Below are 18,319 nucleotides of genomic sequence, written 5' to 3'. Positions count from 1 at the left end.
CGGGCGGACTCCCGGCGGGCGAGGGGCGATTGACGGTGCGTAAGGCTTGGATCGTGGCGGGTTCCGCCGTCGCGGCGGGGCTGAGCTTCGTGATGGTGCTCGTCGTCGGGGTGTACCTCGTCGCCGGGAACCTGGCGGGCGGCCTGAGCGGCGGCGCCCGGAACCTGGCCAAGGGCGCCGTGCCCGCCGCGTACCAGGCGCTCGTGGAGAAGTGGGGCAACCTGTGCCCCGCCATCAACCCGGCCCTGCTCGCCGCCCAGCTGTATCAGGAGAGCGGCTTCAACCCGCGGGCGCAGAGCGCGGCGGCGGCCCAGGGCATCGCGCAGTTCATCCCGGGCACCTGGGCCACCCACGGCATCGACGGGGACGGCGACGGCGACCGTGACGTCTGGGACCCGGCGGACGCCATCCCGTCGGCCGCGTCGTACGACTGCACGCTCGCGTCGTACGTGAAGGACGTGCCCGGCGACCTGAAGCGCAACATGCTCGCCTCCTACAACGCCGGGGCGTACGCGGTCATCAAGTACCGCGGCGTCCCGCCGTACAAGGAGACCCGGAACTACGTGAAGACGATCACGACGCTGGAGGAGAGCTTCGCCGCGCCGGTCTCCCGTCTCGACCCCAGCAGGCAGGCCGCCGGGGCCATCGCGTACGCGCAGAAGAAGCTGGGCACCCTCTACCTCTGGGGCGGTGACGGCACCGCCGAGGACGGCGGGCGCTTCGACTGCTCGGGGCTGACCAAGGCCGCCTACGAGAGCGTCGGCGTCACGCTGCCCCGCGTGGCCAACGACCAGTGGAACGCGGGACCGCATCCGGCCAGGAACGAACTGCTGCCCGGGGATCTGGTGTTCTTCTCGGACGACCTCGGGAACTCACGGGCCATCCGGCATGTCGGTATTTATGTCGGCGGCGGATACATGATCGACGCCCCGAGAACGGGTGCTGTGATCCGGTTCGACCCGATCGACACCCCCGACTACTTCGGGGCCACCCGGGTGACGGAGGATGGCGCGAAAGCGCTGCCCACGACGGTGTAGACGGAGCGTCAACCCTCCCCCTGAGCTGCGATGACGGGTCTCTCTTCGATAACGTCTGCGTGATCATTCAGTGGAGTGTGGAACGTATCGACGGGGACCGTGCGTTCCTGGTGACGTAGCCGGATCTACAACCACGGGGGTGGGCGGAACGGCGTACGCAGGATGCGCCGAGAGACGATGAAGGGGCCGCGGCAACATGGCTGGACTCGCAGAATCCGGGTCGAACCCCGACGTCGAGCTGCTGTACGACATCAACGGCCTGACCAAGGAGGCGCCGCACTGGTTCGACCGGGTCATGGAGTTCGTCGGTGAGTACGGCGTGCTGCTCGGCCTCGTCCTGACCGTGCTCTGGTGCTGGTGGACCGTACGGCGGCGCGGCGCGGAGGACGCGGCCTCCTCGGTGGCCGCGCTCGTGTGGGCGCCGCTGGCCGCGGGCATCGCCGTCCTCGTGAACGTGCCGATAAGGGGCTTCGTGGAACGCCCCCGGCCCTTCAACGACCATCAGGGGCTCGAGGTCCTGGTCAGCGGCAAGACCGACTACTCCTTCGTCAGTGACCACGCCACCATCGCGATGGCCCTCGGCGTCGCCCTGTTCGTCGCCAACCGGAGGTTCGGGCTCATCGGCATCGGCCTCGCGCTGCTCGAGGGCTTCTGCCGGGTCTACATGGGCGTGCACTACCCGACCGACGTCGTCGGCGGGTTCGCGCTCGGCACGGCCGTCGCGCTGCTCCTGTCCCCGCTGGCCATGGCCCTGCTGACACCGCTCATGTCCGCGATCGAACGTTCCCCGCGCGGCGGTTGGCTGATCCGCGCGCGCGGGCGGTCCGGGGACGACGGCAGCGGTGCGCTGCTGCGCGGAGGCCGCAAGGACGGCCCGGGGGCCGAGGAGCGCGACCTCGCCGCCTGAGGGGCTACAGGGACTGCGGGGAGGAGAAGAAGTTCTGCGGGTCGTACCGCCTCTTCAGCTTCGCCAGCCTGGTCGCCGCGTCCCCGTAGTACGCCGTGCGCCAGTCCTTCAGGGACGGGTCGGTGTAGTTCTGGTACGCGGCCCCGGAGGCGTACGGCCGCATCGCGTCGTGCGCGGCCGTCAGCCAGGACTGGACGGCGGTGCCGGAGGTGCCCGCCCGCCAGGAGCCTATGTACTGGGCCAGCATGCGCGAGCGGCGGTGGACGAACGCCGTCGCCGTGGGGGAGACCCGGTTCACGGCCCCGCCCAGGGCCGTCAGGGCGATGCTTCCCGAGCCGCCGCGCACCGACTCCAGCTGCCGGATCAGCGTCTGGACGCCGGCCGCTGACAGGGAGCGGTCGAAGAAGTCCGACTTCGCCGCGTACGTCTCCCGGTTCAGCGCGCCCTGCGGGGTGCGGCCCGGGGTGGAACCGGGGAGGTGGCACTGCTCGTCGGTGAACGACGCGCAGCCGGCGTACAGCTCCATCGACTCCTCGTAGGAGCGGCGCCTGAGGCTGACGCTGCGGGCGGGGCCCGGGCCGCCGGGGCCGTCGGCGAGGCGGTCGACGGCGTTCTGGAGTTCTCGGTAGGTGCCCAGGGAGAAGGCCGACACGGAGACGGTGGGGGTGGCGCCGGCGCCGCTGAGGTGCAGTGCCGACCAGATCTCGTCCGGCTGGGACGGGCCCCACTCCTGCCAGGCCCTGATCACGGCGGCGGCCTTCGACCAGGGCCAGCTCATGTACGCCGTCACCGACTGCGGGGCGGGGTGGGTCCTGAAGTGCAGTTCCGTGACGACGCCGAAGTTGCCGTTGCCGGCGCCGCGCAGGGCCCAGAAGAGGTCCTGGTTCGTGGAGGCGTCGGCGGTGAGCTGCTTGCCGTCGGCGGTGACGAGGACGGCGCGGGTGAGGCTGTCGCAGGTCAGGCCGTAGGCGCGGGAGGTGACGCCGTGGCCGCCGCCGAGGGTGAGGCCGGAGACGCCGACGGTCGGGCAGGAGCCGGCGGGTATGGTCACGCCCTTCGCCGCGAGCGTGCGGTAGACGTCGATCAGCTTGGAGCCGGCGCCGACGACCGCGGTGCCGCCGGAGACGCGGATGCGGTCGAGCCGGGAGACGTCGATGATCAGGCGGCCGTCGCCGGAGGACCAGCCGGCGTAGCTGTGGCCGCCGTTGCGGATGGCGACCTTCAGGCGGTGGGCGCGGGCGTAGGCGAGGGTGGTGCGGATGTCGTCGGCGTGGGCGACGTAGGCGACGGCGGTGGGCTTCAGGCCGTCGAAACGGGTGTTGTAGAGCTGGTGGGCCGAGGCCCAGGAGGCGTCGCCGGGGCGGATGAGGGAGCCGTCGAGGTCGCGGGCGAGGGCGGACCAGGTGGCGGGGGTGGGGGCGGAGGCGGTGGAGGTGCGGGTCCTCTTCGAGGAGGGGTGGGTGCCGGCCTTGTTCGTGCCGGCCTTGTTCGTGCCGCCCTTGTTCGTGCCGGTCTTGTCCTTGCCGGCCTCGCAGGCGGTGGTCGTCAGCGCGGCGAGGGCTGCCGCGGTGCCGCCGCCGATGAAGGTACGCCGTTCCATGTCGCCTCCTGGGGTCACGTGGAACGAGACGGGGTGGCGCGGCGTGGGGTTCCATGGGCGGCCGGCCCTTCGACGGGGGTGTGTCTCGGCCGGAGGAGTTCGCCCCCTCCGCCCCTACCCGTCCCATCACCAGGGGCTCCGCCCCTTCGACCCCGCCTGCCTTCCGGGGGCTGCCGCCCCCGGACCCCCGCTTCGGCCCTGAACGGGCCTCGTCCTCAAACGCCGGACGGGCTGGGGGTGACGGGCCTTGTCTTCGAGCGGCGGGCGGGCTGGGGGTGGTGGGCCTTGTCTTCAAGCGCGGGGCGGGCTGGGGGTGGTGGGCCTCGTCATGAAGCGCGGGGCGGGCTGGGGGCGGGCGTCGTCCTCAACGCGCGACGGGCTGGGTGGCAGGCCTCTCCTCACACGCCGGACGGGCTGTGTGGCGGGCCGCGTCGTCAGGCGCCTGACAGACCCTGTCGCGGTCCGGCGCGGGTGTGTGTCTCCGCGTCCGTGCGGGCCTGGCTTCGGGCTCGGCGGGCCGGGCCCCGCCAGCCGCAGGTGCAGTGGGCCGTGCAGAAGGGGCCCTTCTCCACCGTCGTCGTCCGGTGCTCGTCCTGGTCTGCCATCGCCCCCACGGTACCCAGGCGTGACGGGGGCCCGCACCGTTCGTTAACCGGTACGACAAGGAGCCCGTGACGGATGTACCGGGGGTAGGCAGGCGATGGCCCAGAGGCAGCAGCACAGGCGCATGCGGGGAGCCGGCGTCGCGGTGGGGCTCCTGGGTCTCTGCCTCGCCGGAAGCGGATGCGCGCAGAGCGGGGCCGCCGCCGAGGACGCCCGTGGCGCCGATCCGGTCGACGTCGTGCGCGCGGCCGCCGACGCGCTGGTGGACGCCCGCAGCTCCCGGGCGCGCACGTGGATGGAGATGGCCACCGGCGGCACCCGGGTCACCATCCGGGGCGAGGGCGTGTACGACTTCGGCCGGCAGCTCGGGCGGCTGAAGGTGCGGCTGCCGCAGGACCCGGCGGGGACGGCGGGGCAGCGGCCGATCACCGAGCTGCTCGCGCCCGGCGCGCTGTTCATGAAGAACCGCGGCGCGGGCGTGCCCGCCGACAAGTGGGTGCGTGTGGAGACGCGGTCCCTGACCGACGGCAATCTCGTCACCGGCGGCGCCACCGACCCGTTCGCCGCCGCCGAGGTGCTGCGGGGCGCCCGCACCGCCCGGTACCTGGGACGGGCGGAGGTCTCCGGGACCCGGGTGCGGCACTACCGGGGCACCGCCGACCTGGGCGCCGCGGCCCGGAGGGCGTCCGACGGGAACGCCCGGGCGCTCGCGGCGGCGGCGAAAGGGTTCGCCACGGACCAGGTGCCGTTCGACGTCTACCTGGACGACGACGGGCTGGTCCGGAAGGTCAGGCACCGCTTCAGCTTCGTCAACGGGCAGCACCGCGACGCCGTCGACGTGACGTCCACCACCGCGCTGTACGACTTCGGGGCTCCCGCCCGCGTCCGGCTGCCGGACGACGACGACATCTACGCCGGGCAGATCGCCGAGGACTAGCCCGTCCGTGCCATGCGCGGTCCGTAGGCCGCTCCCTACTCTAGGAAGTCGGTAACGGCAGAGAAGAGGTGATGCGCGTGGCTCCGGTCGGCGGTACGGCGGTGCAGGACCACGTGGCCCTCGCCGAGATCGAGCTGTGCGGAGAACTGATCATCGCGGCGTCGGCCGCCCGTGAGGAGCGGCTCAGCCTGGAGAGCATCGACCAGGTGCTGCGGGTCGCGGAGGAGCGGGACGCGCGGACCCGCTGACCGGGCGGACGCTCAGGTCCGCAGCAGGCGGCCGATGGCCTTCGTGGCCTCCTCCACCTTCGCGTCGATCTCCGCACCGCCCTTGAGGGCCGCGTCGGCGACGCAGTGGCGAAGGTGCTCCTCCAGCAGTTGCAGCGCGAAGGACTGGAGCGCCTTCGTCGACGCGGAGACCTGCGTGAGTATGTCGATGCAGTAGACGTCCTCGTCGACCATGCGCTGCAGACCGCGGATCTGGCCCTCGATCCGGCGCAGCCGCTTGAGGTGTTCCGACTTCTGGTGGTGGTAACCGTGGACGCCGCGGTCGTGATCCGTCACGATGTCCGCGCCGGGCTTCGTCTCCAGGGCGTCGTCGGCGGCGGAGGGCGCACCCGCGCCGGCCTCTGTGGTCGTCATCGCGTCCTCCCGACGTAAACCGCTTCTATACCCCTACCGGGTATATCGTACCGAACTTTGCCGGGTAGGGGAGTGATGGCCGCCACCCGTGGGCCCGCCCCACCGGGGCTTACGGGCGGCCCCCGTGCCGACCACTGTGCCTGATGGGCGACACTGGGAGGCGGCCCATTAGCCGTGGCCGGATGATGCGCCTAGCATCAGCCTGACCGAAACCGATGCATCCTGAGGACCACACGTGCGATTTCGTCTGACCCCCCGGGAGACGAGCTTCTACGACATGTTCGCCGCATCCGCGGACAACATCGTCACGGGCTCGAAGCTCCTGATGGAACTGCTCGGGGCGGACACCGCCGGCCGGGCCGAGATCGCCGAACGGATGCGGGCCGCGGAACACGCGGGTGACGACGCGACGCACGCGATCTTCCACCAGCTGAACTCCTCGTTCATCACGCCGTTCGACCGCGAGGACATCTACTCCCTCGCGTCGTCCCTCGACGACATCATGGACTTCATGGAGGAGGCCGTCGACCTGGTCGTCCTCTACAACGTCGAGGAACTGCCCAAGGGCGTCGAGCAGCAGATCGAGGTCCTGGCGCGGGCGGCCGAGCTGACGGCCGAGGCGATGCCGAACCTGCGCACCATGGACAACCTGACCGAGTACTGGATCGAGGTCAACCGCCTCGAGAACCAGGCCGACCAGATACACCGCAAGCTGCTCGCCCACCTCTTCAACGGCAAGTACGACGCGATCGAGGTGCTGAAGCTCAAGCAGATCGTGGACGTGCTGGAAGAGGCGGCGGACGCCTTCGAGCATGTGGCGAACACGGTGGAGACCATCGCCGTCAAGGAGTCCTGACCCCTTCATGGACACCTTCGCTCTGGTCGTGACCATCGGGGTCGCGCTTTTCTTCACGTACACCAACGGCTTCCACGACTCGGCGAACGCCATCGCCACCTCGGTCTCGACGCGCGCGCTCACGCCCCGCGCGGCGCTCGCCATGGCAGCCGTGATGAACATGGCCGGCGCCTTCCTGGGCTCCGGGGTCGCCAAGACGGTCAGCGAGGGCCTGATCCAGACGCCCGAGGGCTCCACGGGCATGGCCATCCTCTTCGCCGCCCTGGTCGGCGCGATCGTCTGGAACCTGATCACCTGGTACTTCGGCCTGCCGTCGTCCTCCTCGCACGCCCTGTTCGGTGGCATGGTGGGCGCGGCGCTCGCCGGTGGCACGAAGGTGTACTGGAACGGCGTCGTCGACAAGGTCGTCATCCCGATGTTCGTGTCACCGGTCATCGGTCTGGTCGTCGGCTATCTGGTGATGACGGCGATCCTGTGGATGTTCCGGCGGTCCAACCCGCACAAGGCCAAGCGGGGCTTCCGTATCGCGCAGACGGTGTCGGCGGCCGGCATGGCGCTCGGGCACGGCCTTCAGGACGCGCAGAAGACGATGGGCATCGTCGTGATGGCCCTGGTCATCGCCGACGTCGAGGACTACGGCGACCCGATCCCGGTGTGGGTGAAGATCGCCTGTGCGCTGATGCTGTCCCTCGGCACCTACGCGGGCGGCTGGCGCATCATGCGCACCCTGGGCCGGAAGATCATCGAGCTGGACCCGCCGCAGGGCTTCGCGGCCGAGACCACGGGCGCCTCGATCATGTTCGGCTCGGCGTTCATCTTCCACGCGCCGATCTCCACGACCCATGTGATCACCTCCGCGATCATGGGTGTGGGCGCCACCAAGCGCGTCAACGCCGTGCGCTGGGGCGTGGCCAAGAACATCGTCCTGGGCTGGTTCATCACGATGCCCGCGGCGGCCGTCGTCGCGGCCGTGTCCTTCTGGATCGTGGACCTCGCGTTCCTGTGAGGTCCGCGCCCCTGTGACGCGGTACGTGGAAGGGCCCGCCCCCGGCTCCTGGGGGCGGGCCCTTCCCGTGCCTCGCGGTGGCACCGCCATGCAGCACCGCGAGGGGTCCGGCGGGCGGCGGTCCGGTCAGCCGAAGCGGCCCGAGATGTAGTCCTCGGTGGCCTGGACCGACGGGTTGGAGAAGATCCGCTCGGTGTCGTCGAGTTCGATCAGCCGGCCGGGCTTGCCGACGGCCGCCAGGTTGAAGAACGCCGTGCGGTCGGAGACCCGCGCCGCCTGCTGCATGTTGTGGGTCACGATGACGATCGTGAACCGTTCCTTCAGCTCCCCGATCAGGTCCTCGATGGCGAGGGTGGAGATCGGGTCGAGGGCGGAGCAGGGCTCGTCCATCAGCAGGACGTCCGGCTCGACCGCGATGGCGCGGGCGATGCACAGGCGCTGCTGCTGACCGCCGGAGAGGCCCGAGCCCGGCTTGGCCAGCCGGTCCTTGACCTCGTTCCACAGGTTCGCGCCCCGCAGGGACTTCTCCACGATGTCGTCCAGCTCGGACTTCTTGTACGAGCCGTTGAGCTTCAGGCCCGCCGCCACGTTGTCGTACACCGACATGGTGGGGAACGGGTTGGGGCGCTGGAAGACCATGCCGACCTCGCGGCGCACGGCGACCGGGTCGATGCCGGGGCCGTACAGGTTCTCGTCGTCCAGGAGGACCTTGCCCTCGACGCGGCCGCCCGGGGTGACCTCGTGCATCCGGTTGAGGGTGCGCAGGAAGGTGGACTTGCCGCAGCCGGACGGGCCGATGAAGGCCGTCACGGAGCGGGGCTCGACGGTCATCGAGATGTCCTCGACCGCGAGGAAGGAGCCGTAGTAGGCGTTGAGGCCGCTGACATCGATGCGCTTGGCCATGTCGATCACTGCTTCTTTCGGATCCGAGTCGCTGACTGTTCCACGGGGTCGCGTCAGCGACCGGCCTTGGGGGCCTTCCAGCGGGCGATGCCGCGGGCCACCAGGTTGAGGATCATGATGAACGCGATGAGCACCAGGGCCGCCGCCCAGGCGCGGTCGTAGGCGGCGCCCGAGCCGCCGCTGTTCGCGTACTGGAGGTAGATGTACACGGGCAGGGAGGCCTGCGGGTCCTGGAAGGGGTTGGCGTTGATGAAGTTCGTCACCCACACCAGGAGCAGCAGCGGGGCGGTCTCGCCGGTGATGCGCGCGACGGCGAGCATGACGCCCGTGGTGATCCCGCCGACGGAGGTCGGCAGCACCACCTTGAGGATGGTCCGCCACTTCGGCACGCCCAGCGCCAGCGACGCCTCGCGCAGCTCGTTCGGGACGAGCTTGAGCATCTCCTCGGTGGAGCGGACGACGACCGGCAGCATCAGGATGGCGAGCGCCATGGAGCCGGCGAAGCCGGAGTAGCCCATGCCGAGGACGACGATCCACAGGCTGAGGACGAACAGGCCGGCGACGATCGACGGGATGCCCGTCATGACGTCGACGAAGAACGTGATCGCCTTGGCGAGCCTGCCGCGCCCGTACTCGACCAGATAGATGGCGGTGAGCACGCCGAGGGGCACGGCGATGGCGGTGGCGATGCCGACCTGCTCCAGGGTGCCGAGGAGGGCGTGGTAGATGCCGCCGCCGGTCTCGGTGTCGGCGACCACGCCCATCGAGTGGGTGAGGAAGTGGCCGTCGAGGACCTTCGTCCCGCGCCGGACCGTCTCGTAGACGAGCGAGGCCAGCGGGACGACGGCGAGCAGGAAGGCGACCCAGATCAGGCTGGTGGCGACGCGGTCCTTGGCCTGCCGGCGGCCTTCGACGCGCGCGGAGATCCCGTACGAGCCGGCGACGAACAGCAGGGCGGCGATCAGCGCCCACTGGATGCTGCTGTCCAGTCCGGCGGCCGCGCTGACGGCGAGGCCGAGGGCGACGGACCCGGCGGCCACCGCCCAGGGGAACCACTTCGGCAGGGTGGCGCCCTTCAGGCTGCCCGGGCGCGGGGCGGGAACGGACGTGTGGCTCATGCGTTGGCCCCCGAGAACTCCTTGCGCCGCTCGATGATGAGGCGGGCGGTGCCGTTGACCAGCAGGGTGATGACGAACAGCACCAGGCCGGAGGCGATCAGCGCGTCCCGGCCGTCCGTCGTGGCCTCGTTGAACTTGCTGGCGATGTTCTGGGCGAAGGTGCCGCCGCCCGGGTCGAGCAGGCTGGCCTGGATGTCGAAGGTCGGCGACAGGACCATCGCGACGGCCATCGTCTCGCCGAGCGCCCGGCCGAGGCCCAGCATCGAGGCGGAGATGACACCGGAGCGCCCGTAGGGCAGGACGGCCATCCGGACGACCTCCCAGCGGGTGGCGCCGAGGGCCAGGGCGGCCTCCTCGTGCGTCCGCGGGACCTGCCGGAAGATCTCCCGGCTCACGTTGGTGATGATCGGCAGGATCATGATGGCGAGCAGGATGCCGACGGTGAACAGCGCGCGCGGGGCGCCGCCGTTCCACTCGAAGACGCCGGTCCAGCCGAGGTACTCGTCGAGCCAGGCGTACAGGCCGCCCAGGTGCGGCACCAGGACGAGGGCGCCCCACAGGCCGTAGACGATGGACGGGACCGCGGCGAGCAGGTCGATCACGTACGCGATGGGGCCGCCGAGGCGGCGCGGGGCGTAGTGCGTGAGGAACAGCGCGATCCCGACGGAGACCGGGACGGCGATCGCCAGCGCGATGACCGACGACACGACCGTGCCGAAGGCGAGCACCGCGATGCCGAAGGCGGGCGGGTCGCCGGTGGGGTTCCACTCGAAGGTGGTGAAGAAGTTGGCCTCGTCCTTGCCGATCGCGCTCGCGGCCCGAAGGCTCAGGAAGACGGCGATGGCGGCCATCAGCACCAGCAGGAAGACGCCGGAGCCGCGGGAGAGGGCGAGGAAGATCCGGTCGCCGGGGCGGGTGGCGCCGCGGGCGCTGTTTCCGCGCCGGGCCGGGGTCGGGAGGGGGGTGGGCGGAGCTGTGTCGTTCTTTACTGATATGTCCATGAGGGTCTCCGGTCTGCGGAGCCGCCGCGCGGGGCGGCTCACGGCGGAGCGCTCCCGGCGGCGGGGCGCTCCTGGCGGCGGTGCACCGGATGTGCGGCCGGACCCGGGCGGGGCCCGGCCGCGGCTCGGGTCAGCTCAGGCTCGAGACCGTGGAGCGGACCTTGGTGACGATCTCGGCCGGGACCGGGGCGTAGCCGGCGTCGGCCAGCAGGCCCTGGCCGTCCTCGGAGGCGATGTAGGAGAGGAAGGACTTCACGGCGGGCAGGGTCTCCGCCTTGTTGCCCTTGTCGCAGACGATCTCGTACGTGACGAGGGTGATCGGGTAGGCGCCCTCGGCGGACGGGGTGTAGTTCAGCTCCAGCGCCAGGTCCTTGCCGGTGCCGACGACCTTGGCCTCGGAGATGGACTTGGTGGCGTTCTCGGTGGTCGCCTCGACCGGCTGGGCGGCACCCGTCTTGATCTTGACGGACTTCATGCCGTCCTTGACGTAGGACAGCTCCATGTAGGAGATCGCGCCCGAGGTCTGGCTCACCTGCTGCGCCACGCCGGAGGAGCCGGACGCGGACTGGCCGCCCTTGGCCTCCCAGGACTTGCCGTGCTCGTACTTCCAGTCGTCGGGCGCGGCGGCGGACAGGTACTTGGTGAAGTTGTCCGTGGTGCCGGACTCGTCCGAGCGGTGGAACGCCTGGATCTTCAGGTCGGGCAGCTTCGCGTCGGGGTTGAGCGCCGCGATGGCCTTGTCGTTCCAGTTGGTGATCTTGCTGTCGAAGATCTTGGCGAGGGTGGGCGCGTCCAGGACGAGGCTGTCGACGCCCGGCACGTTGTAGCCGACGCCGATCGGGCCGACGACCATCGGCAGGTCGATGGCCTGGCCGCCGTCGGTGCAGGCGGTCTTCTTGGACTCGGCGATCTCCTCCGCGTCCAGGGCCGAGTCGGAGCCCGCGAACGCGGTCTGGCCCTGGAGGAAGGCGGTGACACCGGCACCGGAGCCGGTCGGGTTGTAGTTGAGCTGCACGCCCTTGCAGGCCGTCGTGTACTGCCTGACCCACGCGTCGATCGCGTTCTTCTGCGCGGACGAGCCGGACGCCTGGAGCTGGCCCTTGGCGTCGCCGCAGTCGATGGCGCCGGCCTTGGCGGTCGCCGCCGAGTCGCCGCCGCCTGCGTTGCCGGTGTCGTCGGAGCCGCACGCCGTGAGGGCCAGGGCGCCGGAGACGGCGATCGCGCCGAGTGCGAGAGTCCGCCGGGTCTTGCGCTGAAGCTTCACTGTGAGGGATTTCCTTCCGGGAGCCGCCGTCCTGAATTCGGCGGCGTGCGAAGAGTGGTGCGATGAGGACACGTCCCCCGGGGCGCGGTCTCTCATCGTGCACGGCCGAAATTAGACAGAACAGGTGAAGGCACCGAAGGGCGAGCGTGAACGGCGGGTGAACCCCTGAGGACGGGGCGGTGCGGCCGCGTCCCGCCTACGCCCGGTGCAGCGACGCCGGCAGGGCGTCGACGAGCATGCGGTCCCTGGCCTGGGTCAGCCGGTCCCGGGCGCGCTCGGGAGGCAGCCACAGCACCTGGTCGACCTCCGCGTTCGGCGTGAAGGTGCCGGGGCCCGCCTCGGCGGCCCAGTAGCGCACCTCCTTGGGGCGGCCGTCCACGAGATAGCGCACCGTGGGCAGCTCCTCCCCCGGCCGGGCCGTGTGCCCGGTCTCCTCGGCGACCTCGCGCAGCGCGCCCGCGAGGGGGTCCTCGTCGCGCTTCAGCTTGCCCTTGGGGTGCGACCAGTCGTCGTACCTGGGCCGGTGGACCAGGCAGATCTCCAGGCCACCACCGGCCGAGCGGCGCCACAGGACGCAGCCCGCGGCGTGCACCGTACCGTCGTCCGCGTCTGTCACCGGGTGCGCCTCCTCGGGGCGGCGTGGGTCAGGACGTGCCCACGGTCTGCTTCTGCCAGGACCGCTGGAACGCGTACCGGGCCGCCTCCACCTCGTGCCGCTGGTCGGCGTGCAGCACACCGAGGGCGTAGGCGGTCGCGGGCGCGATCCGGGGGGTGCGGGCCGCCCGGGCGGCGGCGGCCGCCGCCTCGGAGGCGTCCCGGTGCCGGTCCAGGGCCTGCCCGGCCGCCGTCAGCCGTACGTCCGTGAGGTCGTCGCCGTGCAGGACCTCGCGGGCGTAGCGGTGCAGGCGCAGCAGCAGCCGGACCTGATGCCAGGGCGCGTCCTGCGGATGCGGGGACGGGTCCGGGGACAGGCCGTGGACCAGCGCCTCCGCGTTGTACGGGTGCCCGGCCCGCACCAGCGGCAGCGCGGTCACCGCGGCGGCGAGCCGCTCCTCGGCGGCGGCTGCGAGGGGACGCAGGTCGGCGGTGGCCGCCGCCGGTGTCAGAGGGACCTCGCTGGCCAGCAGGGCGACGGTGTCGGCCACCGCGTGGAAGCGGCTCCCGCCGAGGGCCTGGAGGGCGGAGGAGTGGGCGCGGGTCCGGGCCAGCGTGAGCTGCCGTTCGAGCAGCGCGCCCGCCTTGGCCGCGCCCAGGGCGAGCTTGCCGCGCTCGGTGGCGGCGGATCCGGCCGGGCCCGGTGCCTGCGCCGGGAGCACCGGGGTGCCCGACAGCCGGTGCAGGGCCAGCAGCAGGCGTTCCAGCCGGGCCGCGTACGCCTGCTCCAGGGCCAGGGTGCCCGACAGCCAGGCCAGCTCCGGCCGGACGGACTCCGCCCAGCCGGCGTCCAGCAGCGGCCGGAACGTGTGCAGGCTGCCGCTGATCCGGCGGGCCGAGCGCCGCAGCGCCCGGACCGCGTCGTCGGGCTCGGCGCCCGTACCGCCCTCCCGGTGCAGCCGCAGGGCACGGAGGAACTCCGTGGCCCGGGCGCGCAGATGGTCCGCGAGGGCGTCCCCGGTGACCGCGCCGGCCGGGCGGTCCGCCGGATCAGGGTGTCGCTGTGCCACGCCGGCGCCTCCGGGCGTCTATGAGCATCTCCTGGACGTTGCGCAGGGGCTGGCCCTCCGCGTCCGTCGCGTGCCGGGTCCACTCGCCGTCCGGGCCGAGGTGCCAGGACGCGGTGGTGTCCGACATCCCGGTCTCCAGGAGCCGGTTCAGGGCCGCACGGTGGGCCGGGTCGGTGACCCTGACCAGGGCTTCGATACGGCGGTCGAGGTTGCGGTGCATCATGTCGGCGCTGCCGATCCACACCTCGGGCTCCCCGCCGTTGCCGAACGCGAAGACCCGGGAGTGCTCCAGGAAGCGGCCGAGGACCGAGCGGACGCGGACGTTCTCCGACAGGCCCGTCACGCCCGGGCGGACCGCGCAGATGCCGCGCACCCAGATGTCCACGGGCACGCCCGCCTGGGACGCGGCGTAGCAGGCGTCGATCAGGGCCTCGTCGACGATCGAGTTGACCTTGATGCGGACGTAGGCGGGACGTCCGGCACGGTGGTGCTGGACCTCCTTGTTGATCCGGGCGATCAGGCCGTCCCGCAGCGACTTGGGCGCGACCAGCAGGCGCCGGTAGGTCTCGCGGCGCGAGTAGCCCGACAGCCGGTTGAACAGGTCGGACAGGTCCGCGCCGACCTGCGGGTCGGCGGTGAGCAGCCCCAGGTCCTCGTAGAGGCGGGCCGTCTTCGGGTGGTAGTTGCCGGTGCCGACGTGGCTGTAGCGCCGCAGCGTCTCGCCCTCCTGACGGACCACCAGCGACAGCTTGCAGTGCGTCTTCAGGCCGACCAGTCCGTACACGACGTGGCAGCCGGCCTCCTCCAGCTTGCGGGCCCACTTGATGTTGGCGTGCTCGTCGAAGCGCGCCTTGATCTCGACCAGGACCAGGACCTGCTTGCCGGCCTCGGCGGCGTCGATGAGCGCGTTGACGATGGGGGAGTCGCCGGAGGTCCGGTACAGGGTCTGCTTGATCGCGAGGACGTCCGGGTCGTCCGCCGCCTGCTCCAGGAACGCCTGCACAGACGTGGAGAACGAGTCGTACGGGTGGTGCAGCAGGACGTCCCGGCTGCGCAGCGCGGCGAAGATGTCCGGCGCGGACGCCGACTCCACCTCGGCGAGGTCGCGGTGGGTGCCGGCGATGAACTTCGGGTACTTCAGCTCGGGCCGGTCGATGGAGGCGATCCGGAAGAGCCCGGTGAGGTCCAGGGGGCCGGTGAGCGGGTACACCTCGGCCTCACTGATCTTCAGCTCGCGCACCAGCAGGTCCAGGACCTCTTGGTTGATGTTCTCCTCGACCTCCAGGCGCACCGGCGGGCCGAAGCGGCGCCGCATGAGCTCCTTCTCCAGGGCCTGCAGGAGGTTCTCCGCGTCGTCCTCCTCGACCTCCAGGTCCTCGTTGCGGGTCACCCGGAACGCGTGGTGCTCCAGCACCTCCATGCCCGGGAACAGCTCCTCCAGGTGCGCGGCGATGACGTCCTCCAGCGGGACGTACCGGCCGGGGGAGGCCTCCAGGAAGCGGGAGAGCAGCGGGGGCACCTTGACGCGGGCGAAGTGCGGGGTGCCGGTGACGGGGTTGCGGACCCGGACGGCCAGGTTCAGGGAGAGCCCGGAGATGTACGGGAAGGGGTGCGCCGGGTCGACCGCCAGCGGGGTCAGCACCGGGAAGATCTGGTGCCGGAACAGGGTGAAGAGGCGGGCCTGCTCCTTCTCCGTCAGCTCGTTCCAGCGGACCAGGTGGATGCCCTCCTCCGCGAGGGCGGGGGCCACGTCCTCGTGGTAGCAGGCGGCGTGCCGGGCCATGAGCTCGCGCGAACGGGCCCAGATCATCTCCAGCACCTCGCGCGGCTGGAGTCCGGACGCGGAGCGGGTGGCCACGCCGGTGGCTATGCGGCGCTTCAGTCCGGCCACCCGGACCATGAAGAACTCGTCCAGGTTGCTGGCGAAGATGGCGAGGAAGTTGGCCCGCTCCAGCAGCGGGGTGGCCGGGTCCTCGGCGAGTTCGAGCACCCGCTCGTTGAACGCCAGCCAGCTGCGCTCCCGGTCGAGGAAGCGGCCCTGGGGGAGCTGGACGCCCTCGACCTCGCCGACGTCGTAGGCGTCGAGATCGGCGTCGATGTCGGGTTCCAGGTCGGAGACGACCGCCGAGGTGACGGTGTGCGGGCGGTGCGCCGCGATGGAGCCCACGGAGGGCTGCGCGGGCTGGACCTGTGCCGGGGCGTTCGAGGGCTGGCTCATACGCCCATTGTTCCGCGCATCGAGGCGTACAGGCGCGTCGGAACGGGCGGGTGGGAGCGTCGCTGGGAGGCGTCGCACGTTCCCGTTCCCCGCGCCCGCGTGCGGAGGCGGCGTGGGCTCTGGCACGGCGGGAGTCATGGGCCGAGCGTCCCAAGGCTGTCTTAACCGCCGGTTACCAGGACATGGCGTGCGGTGAAGCGGGACGCGGCCCGCGCGCGTCCGCACGTCCCTCCCCCCGTGGAGAGACGTGCGGACGCGCGCGAGGAGCGGCCGCTCCCCTCATACGGCTCGCGCGGTGCGGCGGTTCAGCAGACGGAAGGAGACCAGGACCGCGAGGGCCGCCAGGGCCAGGACGATGGCCGTCTCGACCAGGTGCAGGGGCCAGAAGTGCGAGGCCGGGTGGAAGTCGCGGTAGTAGCCGACGATGTCGTGCTCGGCCAGGCAGCGGGCGTCGTCCACGCACAGCGGGTCGCTGACGCGGGCGCCGCCGGAGGTCAGGGCGCCGTCGTCGACGACCATGCCGGTCCACTCGGGGTACTCCTCGCCGGTCTGCGTCCTGACCGGCCACAGGTACGGGCGCAGATCGCCGAGGACGATCGTCAGGGCGCCGAGGGCGAGGACCGCCGTGCCCAGCGCGGGCACGGCGCGGCGCAGGAGCAGGCCCGCGAGGGCGCCGACGGCCAGGCCCAGCAGGGCGTAGGCGGTGGCGAGGGTGCCGTTGGCCTCGTAGGCCGGGCTCTGGTACCAGTCGGCTGCCCCGATGGTCGTGCGCAGCGCGCCGTCGGAGCCGAACAGCAGGCGGTGCAGCAGCGTGAGGACGAGCATGCCGGCCACCAGCAGCGCGGCGGGGACGGCGAGCTTGGCGGCGAGCCAGCGGGACGGGGAGACCGACTGCGTCCAGGCCAGCCGGGCCGTGCCGCTCTCCAGCTCCCGCCCGATGAGCACGGCTCCGGCCCAGGCGGCGGTGAGGAAGGGGACGAGCCCGATGAGCCCGCCGGCCAGCGCCGTGGCGCTGTGGTAGAGCCCCGCGGCGTCGCCCGCCATGTCGCAGCCCAGCTGCGGCCGGCCGTCGAGGCAGCCGCGGGACCGGTACTCGGCCCAGGCGGCGTCCGCGCCGGGGCCGTACGCCCACAGCAGGACGCCGGCGCAGACGGCCACCAGCATCACCCAGAACCACAGCGCCGAGCGGTGCACCCGCAGCGTCGCCCAGAGCAGGCCGCGGGGTCCCCGGCGCCGGTCGGCGGCCGCCGTGGTCTCGAGGGTCACGGCGGTCATACGGCGGCCTCCTGGGCGTCGTCGAGGCGCAGGGCGGGTGCCTGAGGGGCACGGAGATGGGCGAGGACCAGCTCTTCCAGGGTGGGGACGGTGTCCTGCCACGCGGGGTCGAGCGGGCCCTCGGGCCGGATCAGGGCGGTGAGCCCGCGGCCGGTGGTCCGCGCCTCGACCACGGTGTGCGGGTCGAGGGAGGCGTCGGCACGCGCGGTGACCAGGCGGTGCGCGGCCAGGACGTCGTCCAGCGGTCCGGACAGGCGCACCCGTCCGGCGCCGAGCAGCAGGAGGTGGTCGCAGGAGCCCTCCAGCTCGGCGACGACGTGCGAGGACATCACGACCGTGGTGCCGTGCTCGGCCGCGTCGGCCATGAGCGTCCCCGTCAGCTGGTGCCGGGCGAGCGGGTCGAGGTCGGCCATCGGCTCGTCCAGGAGCAGCAGTTCGGGCCGCTTGCCGAGGGCCAGGGCGAGCGCCACGCGGGTGCGCTGGCCGCCGGACAGGGTACGGATCTTCGCGTACGGGTCGAGCTCGCCCTCGGCGACGATCCGCTCGGCGACCCGGTCGTCCCAGCGGCCGGTGTTCAGCTCACGGCCCCAGCGCAGGGTCTCGGCGACGGTCAGCTGGGGGTACAGGGGCTTGTCCTGGGCGACGTGTCCGACCCGGGCGCGGGCCTCGGCGGGGGAGCGGCCGAGGACGGTGAGCGTGCCGTCGGTGGGCCGGGTCAGTCCGGCGGCCAGGGACAGCAGGGTCGACTTGCCGGCGCCGTTCGGGCCGACGACGGCGCACACGCCGCCCGCCGGGATCCGGAACGCGCAGCCGTCCAGCGCCGGCTTCCCCCGCCGCCCGAACCGCATGCCCAGCCCGGCCGCCTCGATGGCGGTCTCGGTCATGACGGGTCCCCCTTGAAGTGTGTGTCCAGTACGGAAGTGAAGAGCGCGTCCACGTCGTCGCGGTCCAGCCCGGCCGCACGGGCCCGGACGGCCCAGGCGTCCAGCTCGGCGCGCAGCGGTGAGTCCGCCGGCGCGGTGTTCAGCCCCCGCCGCACGAAGGTGCCGAGCCCCCGCCGCGCCTCGACCAGTCCCTCGCGCTCCAGTTCGCGGTACGCCTTGAGGACGGTGTTCGGGTTGATGGCGGTCGCCTCGACGACCTCCCGGGCGGTGGGCAGTTTGTCCCCGGGCTCCAGCAGCCCGAGCCGCAGCGCCTGTTTGGTCTGCTGCACGATCTGCACGTAGGTGGCGACGCCGGAGCGCCGGTCGATGCGGTACTCGATCATCGCGTTCCACCACCCTTTCACT

19 protein-coding genes are annotated in these 18,319 nt (G+C 71.9%); 6 read left to right on the top strand and 13 right to left on the bottom strand.

Annotated features, from left to right (window positions below; all coding sequences use genetic code 11):
• Positions 1-92 precede the first annotated feature (92 nt).
• Both ACFV46_RS29545 and ACFV46_RS29540 read left to right on the top strand, forming a co-directional pair.
• The gene (locus tag ACFV46_RS29545) at positions 93-1,037 is read left to right on the top strand and encodes an NlpC/P60 family protein (protein WP_376729867.1); all 945 of its coding nucleotides are present in this window, start codon (positions 93-95) and stop codon (positions 1,035-1,037) included.
• A 196-nt stretch (positions 1,038-1,233) separates the two neighbouring features.
• Positions 1,234-1,944, top strand: a complete 711-nt coding sequence (locus tag ACFV46_RS29540; protein ID WP_385500479.1) for a phosphatase PAP2 family protein — start codon at positions 1,234-1,236, stop codon at positions 1,942-1,944.
• Between the two features lie 4 nt (positions 1,945-1,948).
• Here the strand turns inward: ACFV46_RS29540 and ACFV46_RS29535 are convergent, their stop codons facing one another.
• Both ACFV46_RS29535 and ACFV46_RS29530 read right to left on the bottom strand, forming a co-directional pair.
• Positions 1,949-3,544: an FAD-binding oxidoreductase gene (locus tag ACFV46_RS29535; protein WP_385500477.1), complete on the bottom strand. Its 1,596-nt coding sequence runs from the start codon at positions 3,542-3,544 to the stop codon at positions 1,949-1,951.
• 434 nt (positions 3,545-3,978) lie between these two features.
• Positions 3,979-4,149: a hypothetical protein gene (locus tag ACFV46_RS29530; protein ID WP_361922478.1), complete on the bottom strand. Its 171-nt coding sequence runs from the start codon at positions 4,147-4,149 to the stop codon at positions 3,979-3,981.
• A gap of 95 nt (positions 4,150-4,244) precedes the next feature.
• Here ACFV46_RS29530 and ACFV46_RS29525 point away from each other — a divergent pair, with 95 nt between their 5' ends.
• Entirely contained in the window at positions 4,245-5,084 is an 840-nt protein-coding gene (locus tag ACFV46_RS29525; protein ID WP_361922481.1) for a hypothetical protein, read from the top strand.
• Positions 5,085-5,155: 71 nt separating this feature from the next.
• On the top strand, positions 5,156-5,332 hold the full coding sequence (locus ACFV46_RS29520) for a hypothetical protein (protein WP_361922484.1): 177 nt from the start codon (positions 5,156-5,158) through the stop codon (positions 5,330-5,332).
• 12 nt (positions 5,333-5,344) lie between these two features.
• Here the strand turns inward: ACFV46_RS29520 and ACFV46_RS29515 are convergent, their stop codons facing one another.
• On the bottom strand, positions 5,345-5,725 hold the full coding sequence (locus ACFV46_RS29515) for a metal-sensitive transcriptional regulator (RefSeq protein ID WP_361922487.1): 381 nt from the start codon (positions 5,723-5,725) through the stop codon (positions 5,345-5,347).
• Between the two features lie 235 nt (positions 5,726-5,960).
• Here ACFV46_RS29515 and ACFV46_RS29510 point away from each other — a divergent pair, with 235 nt between their 5' ends.
• Both ACFV46_RS29510 and ACFV46_RS29505 read left to right on the top strand, forming a co-directional pair.
• The gene (locus tag ACFV46_RS29510; protein WP_015659485.1) at positions 5,961-6,581 is read left to right on the top strand and encodes a DUF47 domain-containing protein; all 621 of its coding nucleotides are present in this window, start codon (positions 5,961-5,963) and stop codon (positions 6,579-6,581) included.
• Positions 6,582-6,588: 7 nt separating this feature from the next.
• On the top strand, positions 6,589-7,587 hold the full coding sequence (locus tag ACFV46_RS29505) for an inorganic phosphate transporter (protein WP_361922490.1): 999 nt from the start codon (positions 6,589-6,591) through the stop codon (positions 7,585-7,587).
• Between the two features lie 126 nt (positions 7,588-7,713).
• On the opposite strand, the gene pstB is transcribed toward ACFV46_RS29505, so the two are convergent.
• From pstB to ACFV46_RS29455, 10 genes are all read right to left on the bottom strand, one after another.
• On the bottom strand, positions 7,714-8,490 hold the full coding sequence (gene pstB, locus ACFV46_RS29500; protein WP_376729834.1) for a phosphate ABC transporter ATP-binding protein PstB: 777 nt from the start codon (positions 8,488-8,490) through the stop codon (positions 7,714-7,716).
• Positions 8,491-8,543: 53 nt separating this feature from the next.
• Positions 8,544-9,608: a phosphate ABC transporter permease PstA gene (pstA, locus tag ACFV46_RS29495; protein WP_385500472.1), complete on the bottom strand. Its 1,065-nt coding sequence runs from the start codon at positions 9,606-9,608 to the stop codon at positions 8,544-8,546.
• A complete protein-coding gene (gene pstC, locus ACFV46_RS29490; RefSeq protein WP_361922499.1) occupies positions 9,605-10,609 on the bottom strand; it encodes a phosphate ABC transporter permease subunit PstC in 1,005 nt (334 codons plus the stop codon). Before pstC ends, pstA begins: the two co-directional genes overlap by 4 nt.
• Before the next feature lie 130 nt (positions 10,610-10,739).
• Positions 10,740-11,873: a phosphate ABC transporter substrate-binding protein PstS gene (gene pstS / locus ACFV46_RS29485; RefSeq protein WP_361922502.1), complete on the bottom strand. Its 1,134-nt coding sequence runs from the start codon at positions 11,871-11,873 to the stop codon at positions 10,740-10,742.
• A 196-nt stretch (positions 11,874-12,069) separates the two neighbouring features.
• Positions 12,070-12,489 (bottom strand): NUDIX hydrolase, encoded by a 420-nt coding sequence (locus ACFV46_RS29480; RefSeq protein ID WP_361922505.1) that lies wholly within the window; start codon positions 12,487-12,489, stop codon positions 12,070-12,072.
• Between the two features lie 28 nt (positions 12,490-12,517).
• A complete protein-coding gene (locus tag ACFV46_RS29475) occupies positions 12,518-13,537 on the bottom strand; it encodes a CHAD domain-containing protein (RefSeq protein WP_385500471.1) in 1,020 nt (339 codons plus the stop codon).
• Complete coding sequence (locus tag ACFV46_RS29470) at positions 13,518-15,893, bottom strand: RNA degradosome polyphosphate kinase (RefSeq protein ID WP_376729836.1); 2,376 nt, start codon at positions 15,891-15,893, stop codon at positions 13,518-13,520. Before ACFV46_RS29470 ends, ACFV46_RS29475 begins: the two co-directional genes overlap by 20 nt.
• Before the next feature lie 141 nt (positions 15,894-16,034).
• Positions 16,035-17,030 (bottom strand): ABC transporter permease subunit, encoded by a 996-nt coding sequence (locus tag ACFV46_RS29465; RefSeq protein ID WP_376729837.1) that lies wholly within the window; start codon positions 17,028-17,030, stop codon positions 16,035-16,037.
• Entirely contained in the window at positions 17,027-17,914 is an 888-nt protein-coding gene (locus ACFV46_RS29460; RefSeq protein WP_361922516.1) for an ABC transporter ATP-binding protein, read from the bottom strand. The genes ACFV46_RS29465 and ACFV46_RS29460 overlap by 4 nt, the downstream gene beginning before the upstream one ends.
• Positions 17,911-18,297: a GntR family transcriptional regulator gene (locus ACFV46_RS29455; RefSeq protein WP_151784729.1), complete on the bottom strand. Its 387-nt coding sequence runs from the start codon at positions 18,295-18,297 to the stop codon at positions 17,911-17,913. Before ACFV46_RS29455 ends, ACFV46_RS29460 begins: the two co-directional genes overlap by 4 nt.
• Between the last annotated feature and the right edge of the window lie 22 nt (positions 18,298-18,319).

The organism is Streptomyces sp. NPDC059852, from assembly GCF_042731455.1.
Lineage (GTDB): Bacteria > Actinomycetota > Actinomycetes > Streptomycetales > Streptomycetaceae > Streptomyces.
This window is presented reverse-complemented; position numbering and strand designations above follow the sequence as displayed.